Genomic DNA, 14,516 nt, shown 5'->3' with positions numbered 1-14,516 from the left:
GGCGCAATGTCCTGTAGCGTTGCGCGCCGGTTTGCGGTTCAATCGGTCGCGTGACGTGCTCTTCGACTGAAACGCTCACGGAGACCGAGGTCATGGACTTGCTTTGCCCCCGTCCCAGCGTCGGCCAGATCAAGCCTTACCGCCCCCCCCGGCCGCCCCGCGACGGCCGCCGGTGGATCGATCTTTCGCTCACCCACAATCCGCTCGGTCCCAGCCCGCTGGCGCTCGATGCCTATTGCGAGGCGGCCGGACGGATCCACAACTACCCGGATTGGGACCAGAGCCCGCTGCGCCATGCCATCGCCCGGCGCCATGCCATCGACGCCGATCACATCGTCTGCACCGCAGGGTCGGAGGAACTGATCCATCTGGTCGCCCAGGCCTTCGCCGGCCCCGGTGACGAGGTTCTGTGCCACGAGCGCGGCTATCGCGGTTTCCTGAAGGCGATTCGCGCCACCGGCGCCACCGCCGTCGTTGCGGCCGAACGCGACATGGTCGTGGATGTGGAGGCGATGATCGACCGCGCCAGCGAGCGCACCCGGATCTGCTTCCTCGCCAACCCCAACAACCCCACCGGCACCTACATCCCGACCGAGGCGGTGCAGCGCCTGCGCGCCGGCTTGCCGCCGCACACGCTGCTGGTGCTGGATTCGGCCTATGCCGATTACTGCCGCCTGCCGGATTACAGCGACGGGACCGAGATCGTCGAGAACTCCGACAATGTCCTGCTGATCCGCACCTTCTCGAAGATGCATGGGCTGGCCGGTCTGCGGGTCGGCTGGGGCTATGGTCCGACCGCCGTGATCGATGCGGTGAACGCGATCCGCGGCGCCTTCAACGTCTCGCTGCCCGCCCAGGCGACCGCCGCCGCGGCGCTCGCCGATGCGGAGCATGAGGAGGCGACCTATGCCCACAATGCGCAATGGCTGCCCTGGCTGTCGCGCGAACTGGAGCGGGTGGGGCTTCGGGTCTATCCCAGCGTCTGCAACTTCGTGCTGGCGCGCGTGCCGACCGATCCGTCGCTGGGCACCCAGGCGGTGGTCGACCATCTCGCCCGCCGCGGCATCCTGGTGAAACCGGTGTCCGATTATGGCCTGCCCGACTGCCTGCGCATCACCATCGGCCGCGAGGAGGAGAACAAGGCGCTGATCGTCGCGCTTGCCGAGATTCTGGGGTGATCCGGCGCATAGATCAGCGCGAGTGACTTGGAAGGATTTTCATCTCTTTTGATGTGTATCAACGAACGGTCTATGAGGTTGAGGATAGATTTCTTCTTGTCTCTAACCTCCCTGTATCACTGAACCGGAGCCTCCGCATGGATGGCTCCGGTTTTTTTATGCCGGAGACGGTTTCTCCGGAATAAGGCTGAGCAGCAACGGGATAGGAGCTCTCTCCATCGTGTCTGGCGAAAGTATTTTCACGGAGTTGGAGGATGAGAGTTTCTGTTCGGATCTGCGCAATCTGTCCTGACAAGAGGCAGGAAGATTGAATCGACCCAGGCCGTCCGTAAGGTTGGTGACGGAGGAGTAAAAGTCATTATGGCATGATGGCGAAATAGATCGCCTAAGAGCGTGGTGATGGGAGGAAATAATTTTTCTGAGTTAACTTCCCCGCGGCCAACAGCTCTGTCAAGGATTTTATCTAAAACGCTTGTGCTTCCCTCCAGAAGAGTGGTGCGCAAATCCTGTGGCGTCGACCGCTCCGCCTCAAAATATTCACTTGAGAAAAGACTGAATACGGCGGCCATGAATTTGGTTTTGTTGGACAGGCGCTCCAGGAATTCCAACAGTTCGGCGCGAAGATCGCCACGATCCTCCACCTCCAGCGGGTGCCTTGCCATCTGCTGCCGGATCGCCGCAATCGCGAGCTCGGCTTTTCCGTCCCATCGCCGGGCGAGCACGGGCCGACTCGTGCCGGCCCGGGCGGCGACGCTTTCCATCGTCAATCCGGCATATCCATGTTCCTCCAACTCCTCCCAAGCGGCATCCAGGAGTGCCTCTTCGAGATCCGCACCGCGACGGCGTTCCTTCATAAAAACGGCTTCCCCGTTGATAAGATGCATCTTTGCATCTTGACGGCAGTGGGTTTCGGCCGCAATAAGATGCATATAAGCATCTTATTAGAGGAGTGCCGACGTGACAAGACCTTCTGCGTCGATGCGACCGGTTGCCGCCGGTGTGTGGCTTGCCGTGGCCGTGCAGGCGTTCGGCATCGCATCTCCCGCACAGGCGGGCTCGGATGTCATGGTGGAACCACCGGATGGAGCGACTCCCGGTGCAACCGAGCCTGAGCGGAAGGGCTCGGACCATTGGACGCTCGGCGCCGGCATGGCGGTGGCGCCACGTTTCCAGGGAGCCGATGAGTACAAAATTCAGCCTCTACCGCTCGTTGACGTGAAATACGGACGATTTTTCGCGAAGGTCGGCGACGGAATCGGCGTCACCATCATCGAAACGTCCACATTCACGGCGGGAGCAAGCGTCAACTGGATGCAAGGCTACGATGAGGATGATGTGCCCAAGGGTATCCATGGGGTGGACACTGCTTTAGGGGCGCGCCTTTTCGCATCTGCGCGTTTCAAGGGATTGGTGACCACGCTTGCGGCCACCCAGGCTGTTACCGATAAGGAGCGCGGATTGCTCATCAATGTCGGCGTCGCTTACCCGATAAGCGTGACCGAGCGGTTCAAGATCACGCCGGGCCTTGGTGCTTCCTGGGCGAATGGCAAATATATGAACGGCTATTTTGGCATCGATTCGTCCGAGGCGGCGCGCTCGGGGCTTGCCCGCTATGAACCCACGGGTGGTTTCAAGGACGTCACCTTCCGCATCAATGCCAGCTATCGCATCACAGACAGCATAAGCGCGGTTGCTTCCATCGGCCTTACCCATTTGCTCGGCAAGGCCGGGGATAGCCCCCTTGTCGAGCGGAAGACGCAGCCCCTCGGGCTCGTTGGAATGACCTATAGTTTCTAGAGACGTTCGATGAGGGAAACGTCCCGACCGATGTCGCGGGACAAGGCAAGTGATCGAAAGCCTGGATCTGAGCCGGCCCCCAATGAATGCCATTCGTTGACATGCATCAAAGCGGGAAGCGGCGAGGGGGCGTAGACCTGTGGCTGTCTCTAACCCTCCCTGTTTCACAGGAGGCCCCGGTTCCGGAGCCTCCTGTTTTTTTATCCACGGCCCTGCGCAGAGTCAGGACGGCGGGCGGGAGCGGTTCCAGCGCACGATCAGCCCGATCAGCGACAGCGGCACCACAATCACGGCGCCGATCAGGATGTAGGGCAGGGCCCAGCGTCCGGCCTCGACCGCCAGCGAAACGATGTCCTGCACCGTTTCCCAACTGTTGGTCAGGATGCTGGCCGGGTCGATGCGCAGGAACGACAGCACGAAGCCGACGGCAAAGCACAGAACCAGCGTCCGAATGATCCAGCCCACCAAGGCCCACCTCTTGCTCGTCACGGCGGAGCTTCCGCCCCGGCTTCAGGAACGCCACCGGCCCCCGCGGGGTTCCGGTGCCTGCGTGGTAGATGGGGCGGGGCAACCGGGGCGGTCAAGGGGGCAGGAAGGCGACGGGCGGTCCCCTTCGATCATCCTTTGACCATCCCGGCCCGTCACTCCGTGATCGGGATATGCGGCCCGGCGCTGCGCGGCAGGACGCCGTCCAACCGCGGGTCGCGCACCTCGCGCATCACATGGCGGGTCGGCACGAAACCCATGCTCTGGTAAAGCGGCAGCGCCTTCGGATGGTCGAAGCTGCAGGTGTTGACGACCAGCTTCTTCGCGCCGCCCTCCCAGGCCTTGCGGATGGCGCTGTCGAGCAGCCAGGGGCCGAGCTTGCGGCCGATGAAGTCGGGGATCAGGCCGAAATATGCGAGGTCGGTTTCCCGTGTCCGCCGGTCCAGTTCGGCATAGCCGGCGGGCGTGCCGTCGACATGCAGCACCCACACCTCGACCAGCGGGTCATGGATGGAGCGCTCCAGCTCCTTGCGCGGCATGCGGCGGCGTTCATGCCACAGCCAGGGCTCGCCCACCGTGTCGTAGAGGTAGCGATAGAAGGACCAGGTCGGCGGGTTTGCCCGCAACAGCGCCAGATCGCCGTCCGGCCGGCGCACCGGCTCACGGGCCGGCGGTGCCGTCATCTCCAGATAGGTGACGATGACCGGCAGAAGGCCGGGCCGGCTGGGAGCGGGCAGGGCGGGGCGGGTCAGGGAGAAGGGTTGGTCAGCCATTTCTGCATCATCGTGACGGGCGACTTGGCATAGCCCAGCCGCTCATAGAAGGCCAGGACAGCTTGATTGGTCTCCCGAACCAGGAGTTGAACCTTCGGCATGCCGGCGGCGGCGAGCCAGGCTTCGGCCTCCGCCACCATGCGCTTGCCGAGACCCCGCCCCTGGTGCGAAGGATCGACCGCGACATAGTAGATCCAGCCGCGATGACCATCCTGCCCCACCATGGCGCTGGCGACGATCCGGCCGCCGGCCAAGCCGGCCAGCACGGTGGAATTGTCCTTCGACAAGGCCAGGGCGAAATCCGTCGCCGGATCGTTCCACGGCACCACCAGACCGCAGGCGGTCCACAGCGCCACCACGGCGTCGCGATCCCCCGCCGTGCAGGAGCGGACGGTAAGAGGGGCGGTCATGGTTGTTCCGGCTTACCGTCACGGGGACCGGTTTCCAGCGGCAGATCCGCGCGCAGCCCCCATTCGGCCCAGGAGCCGTCATAGATCGCCACGTCCGTCTTGCCGGCGGTAGCCAGACCCAGCGCGATGACGCAGGCGGTGATGCCGCTGCCGCAGGAGGCGACGACCGGCCGGTCGAGGTCGAGCCCGGCGGCGCGCGCCTTGGCGGCGATGACGTCCGGCGGCAGCAGCGTCTTGCTGTCCGGGTCGATCAGGTCGGTGTGCGGCAGGTTGAAGCTGCCGGGAATCCGGCCGCTGCGCCGTCCGGGCCAGGGTTCGGCCACCGCGCCTTCGAAGCGGGGCTGGGCGCGGGCGTCGGTCACCTGATCCTGCCGGACGTCGATGTTGGCGAGCAGCTGATCGGCGCTGCGGATCAGGTCGGCCCGCTTGCGCGCGGTGATGGCGGCCGGTGCGGCCGGCGCGGCTTCACCCGAGTCGGTCGGAAGGCCCTCGGCCAGCCATTTCGGCAGGCCGCCGTCCAGCACCGCGACCCGGTCGAAGCCGAACAGCCGGAACAGCCACCACACCCGCGCCGCGGCGGTCGCCATGCCGGCGGTGTCGTAGACCACCACCGTATCGCCGTCGCCGATGCCCAGCGCACCGATCCGGGCAGCGAAAATCGCCTCGTCGGGCGCCATGTGCGGCAGCGGATGGGTGTCGGGCGCCGCCACCTCGTCGACGTCGCACAGGCGGGCGCCGGGGATGTGGCGGTCGGCGAACTCCGCCCGGATGTCGCGCTTCAGCGCCGGCATGTGCCAGGATCCGTCGAGGATCCTCAGGCCGGGCCGGCCGAGGTTGCGGGCGAGCCAATCGGTGGAGACGACCGGGCCAGACAGCGGCGCTACGGTGGTGTCGCTCATGGTGCGCGTCCTTCAGCGGATCGTTGGGGCACTGATTCGGTGGAACAGGTTCAGTCCTTCAGCGCGATGACGATGCGCCGGTTCTGCTTGCCCTTGTTTTCGATCTTCGTCACCTCGATTCCGCCGATCTCGCCGGTGCGGGCGACATGCGTGCCGCCGCAGGGCTGCAGGTCGACTCCCTCGACATCCAGGAGACGGACGCGGCCATGGCCGCTCGGCGGCTTCACCGACATGGTGCGCACCAGCTCCGGCGTCGCCGCCATCTCCTCGTCGGTGATCCAGCGCGTCCCGACCGGTGTGTCGGCGGCGATCAGCAGGTTCACCGCCGTGGCGATGGCGTCCTTGTCCAGGCTCTCGGCCGGGACGTTGAAATCGAGCCTGCTCTTGTCCGCCCCGATCTGCCCGCCGGTGACCGATCCCGGCACCACCGCGCACAGCAGGTGTAGCGCCGTGTGCATGCGCATGTGGCGATGGCGGCGCTGCCAATCGATCTCCGCCTCCACCGCGATGCCGGGGGCCGGCAGCTCCTGGCCGTCCTCCGGCACATGGATGACGTCGTCGGGGCCGCCGTCGCCCTTTACCGTGTCCTTGATGCGGACCTCCAGCCCATCGAAGCGCAGGAGGCCGATGTCGCCCGGCTGGCCGCCGCCGGTCGGGTAGAAGACGGTGCGGTCGAGCCGGATGCCGCGCTCGTCCACCGCCGTAACGGTGGCGATGCAGCTGCGGGCGTATGAGTCCTCGCGGAAAAGCGCGTCCATGTCCCCTCGGGAGAAATCAGGCCAGCCAGTCTGGCACAGGAAGAGTCTTCTCACGGAGGAAGTCGGGATTGAAGAGCTTCGATTGGTAACGCTGCCCCCCGTCGCACAGGATGGTCACCACGGTGTGACCGGGGCCGAGGTCGCGCGCCACCCGCACCGCCGCGGCGATGTTGATGCCGCTCGATCCGCCGAGCACCAGACCCTGCGTCTTGATCAGGTCGAAGATGATCGGCAGCGCCTCTTCATCCGGGATCCGCAGCGCGCCGTCGATCGGCGCGTCCTCCAGGTTGGCGGTGATGCGGCCCTGGCCGATGCCCTCGGTGATCGAGCTGCCTTCCGATTTCAGTTCGCCCGTCGTGTAGTAGCTGAACAGGGCGGCGCCCATCGGGTCGGCCAGCGTGATGCGGATGCCGGGGTTCCGCTCCTTCAGCGCCAGCGCGACGCCGGCCAGCGTGCCGCCGCTGCCGACCGCGCAGGTGAAGGCGTCGACCTTGCCGCCGGTCTGCTCCCAGATTTCCGGCCCGGTCGTCAACCGGTGGCCTTCGCGGTTGGCGGTGTTGTCGAACTGGTTGGCCCAGATCGCGCCGTTCGGTTCGGTCTTCGCCAACTCCTCGGCCAGCCGGCCGGAGTAGCGGACGTAATTGTCGGGATTGGAATAGGGGACCGCCGGGACCAGCCGCAGGTCGGCGCCGATAAGGCGCAGCATGTCCTTCTTTTCCTGGCTCTGGGTCTCCGGCATCACGATGACGGTGCGGTAGCCCAGCGCGTTGCCGACCAGCGCCAGCCCGATGCCGGTGTTGCCCGCCGTCCCCTCGACGATGGTACCGCCGGGGCGCAGCAGCCCGCGCTGTTCGGCGTCACGCACGATGGCCAGCGCGGCGCGGTCCTTCACCGACCCGCCCGGATTCAGGAACTCCGCCTTGCCCAGGATCTCGCAGCCCGTCTCCTTCGAGGGGCCTTCCAGGCGGATCAGCGGCGTGTTGCCGATGGCGCCGATGAAGCCGTTGCGGATGTCCAAGACGGGTACTCCTAAGGTCTGGTGTCGATTGCTTCGATACTATCAGGATTGCGGCGGAGGGTTTCAAGGCGGCGGTGTGGAATGCTGCATTGAACGATTTTCAAGTGTTGAATATGGGCGGAGCAAGGGCCGCCGCACCGCGGCCCTGTCCTTCAGTCCGCGCCGAGCCAGCGTTCGCGCAGGCTATCGCGGTGGCGGGCGAGCCAGCCGACCGCGATGATGGCGACGGAATTGCGCAGGCGGTTCTCGTCCATCATGCGGATGGCATCGTCGACGGGCAGGACGAGGATGCGGATGTCCTCATGCTCCTCCTCCAGGCCGCCGGTGGCGGCGAGGCCGCGGCTGTCGACCCGACCGCAGAAGACGGAGACCACCTCGGTAAAGGCGCCCGGGCTGACGTAATAGTCGCAGATCGGTTCGATCTCCCGGATGGCGCAGCCGGCCTCCTCCATCGATTCGCGGCGGGCCACTTCCTCGGGGGTCTCGCCGGCACCGACCATGCCGGCGACGATCTCGGTCATCCAGGCCGGTCCGCCGGCAGCGGCGGAGCCGACGCGGAACTGCTCGATCATCACCACCGCCTCGCGGTCGGGATCGTAGAGGAGCACCCCCACCGCCGGGCCGCGGTCGCACACCTCGCGCGGTGGCAGCACGTCGGTCCAGGTGCCGTCGAACTTCTTGTGGCGCAGACGGTAGACCTCGACGGTGAGAAAGCCCTTGTAGGCGGTCTTCCTGTCGACGATCTCGATGTCGGGATGGTTCATGATCTGCGCGGTCCCCTTCCGTGGCCGATGCGTGGCGGTTTCCGGCAGGGTGCGCCGCCGGGACGGGCGCCACAAGCCTTCCGCTCACAGGGTCGGGTTCAGACGCAGGAAACGCACGCGGTCGGCCGACGGCACCGGCACCGGCACCGGGGTCAATGTGGTGCCGCGCATCACCTCCAATGGCACGACGACCCCGGCCGGCCCCAGGCCCCAGAGCTTGCGGTAGAAATCCGCCAGCCCGCTGAAGCGCTGGCCGCCGACCCCGACGATCCAGTCGCCGGGACGCAGGCCTGCCGACTCGGCGGGGCCGCGTGGCGAGACCTTCTCCACCATCAGCCGTCCCAACTCCTCGCGCAGGGTCACGCCCAGCCAGGGGCGCGCCGGCTCCTGCCGCTGCCCGTAGGCGAGCAGGTCTGCCAGGATCGGCTCGAGCGCCGAAATGGGGACGAACAAGTTGCCGGGCAGGCCGCGTCCCTCCACCGCCTCCATCACCAGCAGCGACCCGACTCCGACCAACCGGCCCTCGCGGTTGACCAGGGCGGCGCCGTTGAAGGCGCGGATCGGCGGGAAAGTGAACAGCGCCTCGTCCAGCAGATATTCCCAATAGCCGGCGAACTCGCGCTTGCTGACCAGCTTCACGGCGACGGCGGCGCGATTGTCGCCGCCGCTGAGCGCCAGCAGCGTGTCACCCTCCTTCACCGCCGCCGCGTCGGCCAGCCGCAGCCAGGGGGCGGCGAATCCCATCTCCGCCCGCAGCAGGCCGAAGCCGCTGACCGGGTCATAGGCGACCATGTTGGCCGGATAGCGGCGTCCGTCGGCCGCCGTGACCTCGATCTGTGACGCCTCCATGACGGTATAGCCGATGGTCAGGATCAGCCCGGAGCCGTCGATGACGACGCCGCTGCCCTCGCGCTCGGTGCCCAGGGTGCGGGCGCTCTGGCTGTCCGGCGGCACCACCGCGCGGATGCCGACGACGGAGCGCACGACCCGTTCCGGATCGAGCCGTTCCGGTTCCGCCGCCAGGGCATAACCGTCCAGCGGCGCCGGACCGGGCGCCAGCGCCAGGACGAGGAAAACGATGCCGGCCGCCCACCGTGGCAGGCCCGATTTACCGATGGCCGGTGTTGAGACGACCCGCATGACGCCGCCCTCCCAGGCAAGGCAGGACCCGAGGGAACCCCCGTCGCAGCGCGGCCCTGTCCGTCGCGACTCGGGTGACAGGAGCATGACATTGCTCTGGAGTCGCGGTGCATCAAGCGGTCATCTCGTCATGGTCGATCCCGACCCGGCCGTTGCCTTGGCCATGTCCTTGTCCATCGGGGCGGAAACATACGGGTGCCGCCGGCTGTTGTCTTGTCCTGAGCCCGGAAACGACGAGGAAAGGCGAGATCATGCCCATCACCAGCGAACAGGATCTGGAGCGTGCCGTCCAGGAGTTCCAGCGGTTGACCGACGCGCCGGAGGAGTCCGCGGACGGCCGCCGCCGCAGGGTTCTGGACGCGGACATCAAGGCGTATTACGCCAGATGCGCCGACACGCTGCGGCCGGGCAAGCCGCCGTCCAGTTGATCGGGCCAACTGATCGGGCCAGTCGATCGGGCGGCCAATCGGCCGGACATGATGAGGAGACCGGTCCGCGATGAAGCGACTCGATACTTGCTACACCTGCCGCTTCTGGGAGGGCCAGGGGCTCCGCCAGCGCGGGCCGAAGGGAACCTGCCGGCGGTATCCGCCGGTGGTGACCCCGCGCAGCCCCGAAGGCGATTTCCCCATCACCCTGTCCACCGATTGGTGTGGCGAGTGGAAGCGGGTGACCGTCGCCCCCGGCAGCGGCGATCCGGCCGATCCCGGCGCCAGCATCTATGACGATCTGGTCGAATAGGCGGGTTTCAGCGCGGCCATCTCATCGAGCCCATCTCATCGTGGATGAGGCGGGATCACCATGACCGGCGTGTTCTCGTGAGCCTGCGGCTTGGCATCGGGCAGCGTCGCGGTCCAATCGACGCTGAAGGCCAGAAGGGTGAGTAGCACGGCCGCCGCGAACAGCAGGACGGCCGTCACGCAATCGACAGTCCGTACCGGCCGGTCGCCGGGCTCGTGCGACCCGTTGCCGTTGAGCGGCGGAGCGGTATGGAAGCGTTCGGAGTGGATCGGCAAAAGCACGGCGGTCCTCCATCGGCTGGAGACGCCCGGCCGATCGCTCGGCCCGGAATTGTTATCAAGTCTAACGCCATGCGAAGGCGCGCGGCACTTCGCTTCCGGCAAGTCTGGATCGTCTTTTGGGTCTAACCGCCGTCCGTCGGTCCTAGTCCGGCCGCTTTAAACCGAATTTGGGTACTGAGGAGACACAGTCAAGCCGGAAGACGACGGAAAGAAGAAAAGGCCGGATGCGCTGGGCATCCGGCCTTTTCGATCTGGCTCCCGGTGCTGGACTCGAACCAGCGACAAGCGGATTAACAGTCCGCTGCTCTACCAACTGAGCTAACCGGGATCGGTGACCGGCCTTTCGGCGGCCGCCGTTGTTGGCGTGGCGGGTGTATAGCGGAACCATCCGGCGCTGCCAAGCCCATTCGGCGAGAAAAAAGCATTTCTTTTCAGACGGGGAAAAGCCTGGTCATTTCCCTGTGAAAACAAGTCCCAAACGCAAAATGCCCCGCCAGGGGCGGGGCTTTCACGGGGGCGGGCAGCACGGAAACAACTGCTGTCCGTCATATCATCAGGTATGGAGGCACGGGCGGGAATCGAACCCACGTACACGGATTTGCAGTCCGCTGCATCACCACTCTGCCACCGCGCCATCCTGACCGGCACCTCCGTTTCCGGAGCGCCTTCGGTGTGGAGCGGTGGTATAGCGATCCCAGCCCGGCCGGTCAAGGCGAATGGTGACCATTTTTGCTCGTCGCGCCGGATGACGGCTGCCGGCAGCCCCCGCAGCCCCCGCCGCCCGGCCGTCTGCTGCTTTCCGGTCTGCGGCAAAGCCTCCCGCCGACGCCGCGCGGAGCCTGTCCCGTGCCCCTGTGGCGTTGTGTTCGCCAAGGCTTTGCGGCTATATACCGCCATGGCAGGAAGCCGTCCGCTGTTCGGCTTGGTGCCGGTGTCGTCACAACACATCAATAAGCGACCGCCATGACCGATTTCGCCGCCGCACGCTATTTCATGGTCGAGGGACAGATCCGCCCCAACAAGGTGACGGACCATCGTCTCGTCGATGTCCTGTCGGAGCTTCCGCGCGAAGCCTTCGTTCCTGAGTCGGCGCGTGGCGTCGCTTACGTCGACGACGATCTTCCCATCGGCAAGGGCCGCTTCGTGCTGGAGCCGATGGTCTTCGCCCGCATGCTGCAGGCGGTGGGCGTGCAGGAGACCGACCGCGTGCTCGACGTCGGTGCCGCCGGCGGCTACTCCACCGCGGTGCTCGCCCGTCTGGCAGCTTCGGTGGTCGGGCTCGACTGCGACGAGGACCTGACCGCCGCCGCGACGGCCGCGCTGGCCGGGCAGGGCATAGCCAACGCCAAGGCAGTCACCGGTCCGCTGGCGGAGGGGTACGCCCAAGGCGCCCCTTACGACGTCATCGTCGTCGAAGGTACCGTGCCGGAGGTTCCCGCCGCGCTGGCCGGACAACTGGCCGAGGATGGCCGTCTCGTCGCCGTCGTCCAAGGCGCCCACGGTGTCGGTGAAGTGCGCCTGTTCCAGCGGACTGCCGGCGTGGTGTCGAGCCGCATCCTGTTCGAGGCCCAGGCCCACGCGCTGCCGGGCTTCGAGAAGAAGGCGTCCTTCGTGTTCTGACCGGTTTTTCCGGTCGGAGGTGCTTTGAACTGAACCGTGCAGTTTACCTCTGCGCGGTTCTGCGTTACCGTCGCCGTCGCCCTTGCACGAAAGTGAGCATCCATGGCCGCGCCGTTTGAGATCGAGGTGGAAGAGCTGGACCGCCGCCGCAAGGCCGGCGACGGGACAATCCTCCTCGACGTGCGCGAGCCGTGGGAGTTTGCGCTGTGCGCCATCGACGGCAGCCTGCACATCCCGATGAACGGGCTTCCCGGTCGGGTGGACGAGCTGCCGAAGGATCGCGACGTCGTCGTCGTGTGCCATCACGGTGGCCGCAGCGCGCAGGTCACCATGTGGCTGCGTTCCAAGGGCTTCGACCGCGCCATCAACCTGGATGGCGGCGTCGATGCCTGGGCGCGCCGAATCGACCCGAACATGAAGGTCTACTGAACATGACCGTGCAAAGCCGTTTTGCGCGCCGCTGGCTGCTGGCGACGGCCCTGACCTTGACCGCCACCATGACCACGGCATTGACCGGCGGTTCCGGCGCGGCACAGGCGCAGTCGCTCGAGCAGGCCCTCGCCCAGGCCTATGCCAACAACCCGACCATCGGCGCCCAGCGCGCCCGCCTGCGTGCCGTGGACGAAGGCGTGCCCCAGGCGCTGTCCGGCTACCGCCCGACGGCGCGGGTCACCGCCGGAATCTCGCGCTCGACGGGCGAGAGCAAGTTCGACGGCGGCTCGACGGGGTCGGAAGCCAATCCCAAGACGCTCGGCGTCACCGCCACCCAGCCGATCTACGACGCCACCGTCGCCCCGGCCGTCCGCCGTGCCGAACGACTGGTCGAGGCGCAGCGCGCCACCCTGATCGCGTCGGAACAGTCGGTGCTGCTCGCCGCGGCGCAGGCCTATCTGGACATCGTCCAGAATCAGGCCATCCTGCAGCTGCAGATGAACAACGAGCAGGTTCTGCGCCGCCAGCTGGACGCCGCCCGCGACCGCTTCCGCGTCGGCGAATACACCCGCACCGACGTCAGCCAGTCCGAGTCGCGCCTGTCCGCCGCCATCGCCTCCAAGATCTCGGCGGAAGGCACGCTGCGTGCCTCGCGCGCGACCTATGAGCGTCTGGTCGGCGCCGCCCCGGGCGAGTTGAAGGCGCCCAAGCCGGCCTTCCGCCTGCCGAAGAACCTGGACGAGCTGGTCGAGCTGGCCCGCGCCAACAATCCGAACGTCCTGTCCGCCTCCTACACCGAGGCGGCGCAGCGCGAGGCGGTGGACCAGCAGTTCGGCCGCCTGCTGCCGTCGGTGAACCTGTCGGCCACCGGCAGTCGCACCTATGATCCGGGCCGTTCCTCGGGCGTCGACCTGAACCGCTCCGACAGCGCTCAGATCACTGCCCAGGTCACCATCCCGCTCTATCAGGCCGGCCAGCCGGAAGCGCTGGTGCGCGAGGCCAAGCAGACGGCCAACCAGGCCCGCCTGCAGATCGAGGAGACCCGCCGTCAGGTGACCGAGTCGGCGGTCAGCGCCTGGCAGGCTCTGCAGACCGCGCGTGCCAGCATCGAGTCCTATTCGGCGCAGATCAAGGCGGCGCAGATCGCCCTGGAAGGCGTCCGGCAGGAGGCCCAGGTCGGGTCGCGCACCGTGCTGGACGTGCTGAACCAGGAGCAGGAATTGCTGAACGCCCGTGTCTATCTCGTCCGTGCCCAGCACGACGAAATGGTCGCGGCCTTCAATGTCCTGTCGGCGAGCGGCCAATTGACCGCCGACCGGCTCAATCTCCCGGTCCAGAAATACGACCCGCAAGCCAATTACGACAAGACGCGGGGCAAATGGTTGGGCACTTCGGTGACCGAATGAACGAAGCGGCCCGCGCAAGCGGGCCGTTTTTGTATTATGGCTTTTTTGTCGGTCCTGCCCTAGGTTTGGGTCAGGTTGACGTCTCGGGTTGCCACGATGAGCGATAAGGGCCAGCAAGAACCTTCGATGGAGGAAATCCTCGCCTCCATCCGGCGGATCATTTCCGAGGACGGCGAGCCTGCCAAGTCGGAAACCCAGGCGCCTTCGCCGCCGCCCCCACCGCCACCGCCCCCTCCACCGCCGCCACCGCCGCCGCCTCCTCCGCCGCCGATGGTGGACGAGGATGACGACGACGTTCTGGAACTGACGCAGATGGTGGAGGACGAGCCGGACGAGCGACCGGATTTCGGCCAGCCCGAACCCGAGCCGTGGCCGGACGAGCCGGCCTTTCCCGAGCCGCCGGCCCCGTCGCCGCGCTGGAACGAGCCGGACCCCGAACCGCCGCCTCCGCCGCGTCAAGCCCGCCGGCCGATGCCGGTGTTCGATGAGTTCGAGGATGACGAGCCGCCGCCCCCGCCGCGTCCGCGCCGCCGCAGTGCCGACCCCGATAATGGGCTGATCTCCCGCCGCACGGCGGAGGATGCCTCGCATCACCTGACCCATCTGGCGCGCGAGTTGGGCGACGATTTGTCGATCGGTCCGATGCCCATCGGCATCCGCACGGTGGAGGAGGTCGTGCGCGAGTTGCTGAAGCCGCTGTTGAAGGAGTGGCTCGACGAGAATCTGCCGACCGTGGTCGAGCGGCTGGTCCAGCAGGAGATCGACCGGATGATCCGCCGGTCGCAGAAATTCTAGAATTCCGGTGCATGGTCG

General features: G+C 66.6%; 18 protein-coding genes and 2 tRNA genes. 8 read left to right on the top strand and 12 right to left on the bottom strand.

Annotated features, from left to right (window positions below):
- The first annotated feature begins 92 nt into the window (after window positions 1-92).
- Window positions 93-1,178 (top strand): pyridoxal phosphate-dependent aminotransferase, encoded by a 1,086-nt coding sequence (locus tag AL072_RS13305; RefSeq protein WP_045582155.1) that lies wholly within the window; start codon window positions 93-95, stop codon window positions 1,176-1,178.
- Between the two features lie 239 nt (window positions 1,179-1,417).
- On the opposite strand, the gene AL072_RS33410 is transcribed toward AL072_RS13305, so the two are convergent.
- The gene (locus AL072_RS33410) at window positions 1,418-2,062 is read right to left on the bottom strand and encodes a TetR/AcrR family transcriptional regulator (RefSeq protein ID WP_082108940.1); all 645 of its coding nucleotides are present in this window, start codon (window positions 2,060-2,062) and stop codon (window positions 1,418-1,420) included.
- 94 nt (window positions 2,063-2,156) lie between these two features.
- On the opposite strand from AL072_RS33410, the gene AL072_RS13300 reads away from it, so the two are divergent.
- Window positions 2,157-2,975, top strand: coding sequence for a MipA/OmpV family protein (locus AL072_RS13300; RefSeq protein WP_052710007.1), 819 nt, complete (start codon window positions 2,157-2,159; stop codon window positions 2,973-2,975).
- A 222-nt stretch (window positions 2,976-3,197) separates the two neighbouring features.
- On the opposite strand, the gene AL072_RS13295 is transcribed toward AL072_RS13300, so the two are convergent.
- The 8 genes from AL072_RS13295 to AL072_RS13260 all read right to left on the bottom strand — a co-directional run bounded on the left by AL072_RS13295 (window position 3,198) and on the right by AL072_RS13260 (window position 9,223).
- On the bottom strand, window positions 3,198-3,464 hold the full coding sequence (locus AL072_RS13295) for a hypothetical protein (protein WP_245636691.1): 267 nt from the start codon (window positions 3,462-3,464) through the stop codon (window positions 3,198-3,200).
- A 152-nt stretch (window positions 3,465-3,616) separates the two neighbouring features.
- Complete coding sequence (locus AL072_RS13290; RefSeq protein WP_045582157.1) at window positions 3,617-4,234, bottom strand: GNAT family N-acetyltransferase; 618 nt, start codon at window positions 4,232-4,234, stop codon at window positions 3,617-3,619.
- Window positions 4,210-4,644, bottom strand: a complete 435-nt coding sequence (locus AL072_RS13285) for a GNAT family acetyltransferase (protein WP_045582158.1) — start codon at window positions 4,642-4,644, stop codon at window positions 4,210-4,212. Before AL072_RS13285 ends, AL072_RS13290 begins: the two co-directional genes overlap by 25 nt.
- The gene (locus AL072_RS13280; protein WP_045582159.1) at window positions 4,641-5,543 is read right to left on the bottom strand and encodes a sulfurtransferase; all 903 of its coding nucleotides are present in this window, start codon (window positions 5,541-5,543) and stop codon (window positions 4,641-4,643) included. The genes AL072_RS13285 and AL072_RS13280 overlap by 4 nt, the downstream gene beginning before the upstream one ends.
- A gap of 50 nt (window positions 5,544-5,593) precedes the next feature.
- Window positions 5,594-6,301, bottom strand: a complete 708-nt coding sequence (locus AL072_RS13275) for an alanyl-tRNA editing protein (protein WP_045582160.1) — start codon at window positions 6,299-6,301, stop codon at window positions 5,594-5,596.
- A gap of 16 nt (window positions 6,302-6,317) precedes the next feature.
- Window positions 6,318-7,319, bottom strand: a complete 1,002-nt coding sequence (locus AL072_RS13270) for a cysteine synthase A (RefSeq protein ID WP_045582161.1) — start codon at window positions 7,317-7,319, stop codon at window positions 6,318-6,320.
- 152 nt (window positions 7,320-7,471) lie between these two features.
- Complete coding sequence (locus AL072_RS13265; RefSeq protein ID WP_045582162.1) at window positions 7,472-8,083, bottom strand: NUDIX domain-containing protein; 612 nt, start codon at window positions 8,081-8,083, stop codon at window positions 7,472-7,474.
- Window positions 8,084-8,167: 84 nt separating this feature from the next.
- Window positions 8,168-9,223, bottom strand: a complete 1,056-nt coding sequence (locus tag AL072_RS13260) for a S1C family serine protease (protein ID WP_052710008.1) — start codon at window positions 9,221-9,223, stop codon at window positions 8,168-8,170.
- Window positions 9,224-9,474: 251 nt separating this feature from the next.
- On the opposite strand from AL072_RS13260, the gene AL072_RS35185 reads away from it, so the two are divergent.
- Together AL072_RS35185 and AL072_RS13255 are read left to right on the top strand one after the other, a co-directional pair.
- Entirely contained in the window at window positions 9,475-9,651 is a 177-nt protein-coding gene (locus AL072_RS35185) for a hypothetical protein (protein WP_167543374.1), read from the top strand.
- Between the two features lie 70 nt (window positions 9,652-9,721).
- Window positions 9,722-9,964, top strand: a complete 243-nt coding sequence (locus AL072_RS13255; RefSeq protein ID WP_045582163.1) for a hypothetical protein — start codon at window positions 9,722-9,724, stop codon at window positions 9,962-9,964.
- Window positions 9,965-9,999: 35 nt separating this feature from the next.
- Here AL072_RS13255 and AL072_RS13250 read toward each other — a convergent pair whose 3' ends face one another.
- From AL072_RS13250 to AL072_RS13240, 3 genes are all read right to left on the bottom strand, one after another.
- The gene (locus AL072_RS13250; RefSeq protein WP_045582164.1) at window positions 10,000-10,245 is read right to left on the bottom strand and encodes a hypothetical protein; all 246 of its coding nucleotides are present in this window, start codon (window positions 10,243-10,245) and stop codon (window positions 10,000-10,002) included.
- A gap of 252 nt (window positions 10,246-10,497) precedes the next feature.
- A tRNA-Asn gene (locus AL072_RS13245) sits at window positions 10,498-10,573 on the bottom strand.
- Window positions 10,574-10,805: 232 nt separating this feature from the next.
- Window positions 10,806-10,879, bottom strand: a tRNA-Cys gene (locus AL072_RS13240).
- Between the two features lie 329 nt (window positions 10,880-11,208).
- Here AL072_RS13240 and AL072_RS13235 point away from each other — a divergent pair.
- From AL072_RS13235 to AL072_RS13220, 4 genes are all read left to right on the top strand, one after another.
- Window positions 11,209-11,865: a protein-L-isoaspartate O-methyltransferase family protein gene (locus AL072_RS13235; protein WP_045582165.1), complete on the top strand. Its 657-nt coding sequence runs from the start codon at window positions 11,209-11,211 to the stop codon at window positions 11,863-11,865.
- Between the two features lie 102 nt (window positions 11,866-11,967).
- Window positions 11,968-12,294 (top strand): rhodanese-like domain-containing protein, encoded by a 327-nt coding sequence (locus AL072_RS13230; RefSeq protein WP_045582166.1) that lies wholly within the window; start codon window positions 11,968-11,970, stop codon window positions 12,292-12,294.
- Between the two features lie 2 nt (window positions 12,295-12,296).
- Complete coding sequence (locus AL072_RS13225; RefSeq protein WP_045582167.1) at window positions 12,297-13,703, top strand: TolC family outer membrane protein; 1,407 nt, start codon at window positions 12,297-12,299, stop codon at window positions 13,701-13,703.
- Window positions 13,704-13,829: 126 nt separating this feature from the next.
- Window positions 13,830-14,498 carry a DUF2497 domain-containing protein gene (locus tag AL072_RS13220; RefSeq protein ID WP_245636690.1) on the top strand — a complete coding sequence of 223 codons (669 nt, stop codon included), beginning with the start codon at window positions 13,830-13,832 and terminating at the stop codon, window positions 14,496-14,498.
- Window positions 14,499-14,516 lie beyond the last annotated feature (18 nt).

It is taken from the genome of Azospirillum thiophilum (genome assembly GCF_001305595.1).
GTDB classification, from domain to species: domain Bacteria; phylum Pseudomonadota; class Alphaproteobacteria; order Azospirillales; family Azospirillaceae; genus Azospirillum; species Azospirillum thiophilum.
Note: the sequence above shows the minus strand (reverse complement) of the source record. Positions and strands in the feature narration are given on the sequence as shown.

Bases quoted from the DNA above. Each gene is read 5' to 3' on its own strand.
- AL072_RS13265 (WP_045582162.1), bottom strand. From the start codon at position 8,083: ATGAACCATCCCGACATCGAGATCGTCGACAGGAAGACCGCCTACAAG.
- AL072_RS35185 (WP_167543374.1), top strand. From the start codon at position 9,475: ATGCCCATCACCAGCGAACAGGATCTGGAGCGTGCCGTCCAGGAGTTC.
- AL072_RS13285 (WP_045582158.1), bottom strand. From the start codon at position 4,644: ATGACCGCCCCTCTTACCGTCCGCTCCTGCACGGCGGGGGATCGCGAC.
- AL072_RS13275 (WP_045582160.1), bottom strand. From the start codon at position 6,301: ATGGACGCGCTTTTCCGCGAGGACTCATACGCCCGCAGCTGCATCGCC.
- AL072_RS13290 (WP_045582157.1), bottom strand. From the start codon at position 4,234: ATGGCTGACCAACCCTTCTCCCTGACCCGCCCCGCCCTGCCCGCTCCC.
- AL072_RS13300 (WP_052710007.1), top strand. From the start codon at position 2,157: ATGCGACCGGTTGCCGCCGGTGTGTGGCTTGCCGTGGCCGTGCAGGCG.
- AL072_RS33410 (WP_082108940.1), bottom strand. From the start codon at position 2,062: ATGCATCTTATCAACGGGGAAGCCGTTTTTATGAAGGAACGCCGTCGC.
- AL072_RS13225 (WP_045582167.1), top strand. From the start codon at position 12,297: ATGACCGTGCAAAGCCGTTTTGCGCGCCGCTGGCTGCTGGCGACGGCC.
- AL072_RS13230 (WP_045582166.1), top strand. From the start codon at position 11,968: ATGGCCGCGCCGTTTGAGATCGAGGTGGAAGAGCTGGACCGCCGCCGC.
- AL072_RS13260 (WP_052710008.1), bottom strand. From the start codon at position 9,223: ATGCGGGTCGTCTCAACACCGGCCATCGGTAAATCGGGCCTGCCACGG.
- AL072_RS13255 (WP_045582163.1), top strand. From the start codon at position 9,722: ATGAAGCGACTCGATACTTGCTACACCTGCCGCTTCTGGGAGGGCCAG.
- AL072_RS13280 (WP_045582159.1), bottom strand. From the start codon at position 5,543: ATGAGCGACACCACCGTAGCGCCGCTGTCTGGCCCGGTCGTCTCCACC.
- AL072_RS13235 (WP_045582165.1), top strand. From the start codon at position 11,209: ATGACCGATTTCGCCGCCGCACGCTATTTCATGGTCGAGGGACAGATC.
- AL072_RS13305 (WP_045582155.1), top strand. From the start codon at position 93: ATGGACTTGCTTTGCCCCCGTCCCAGCGTCGGCCAGATCAAGCCTTAC.
- AL072_RS13220 (WP_245636690.1), top strand. From the start codon at position 13,830: ATGGAGGAAATCCTCGCCTCCATCCGGCGGATCATTTCCGAGGACGGC.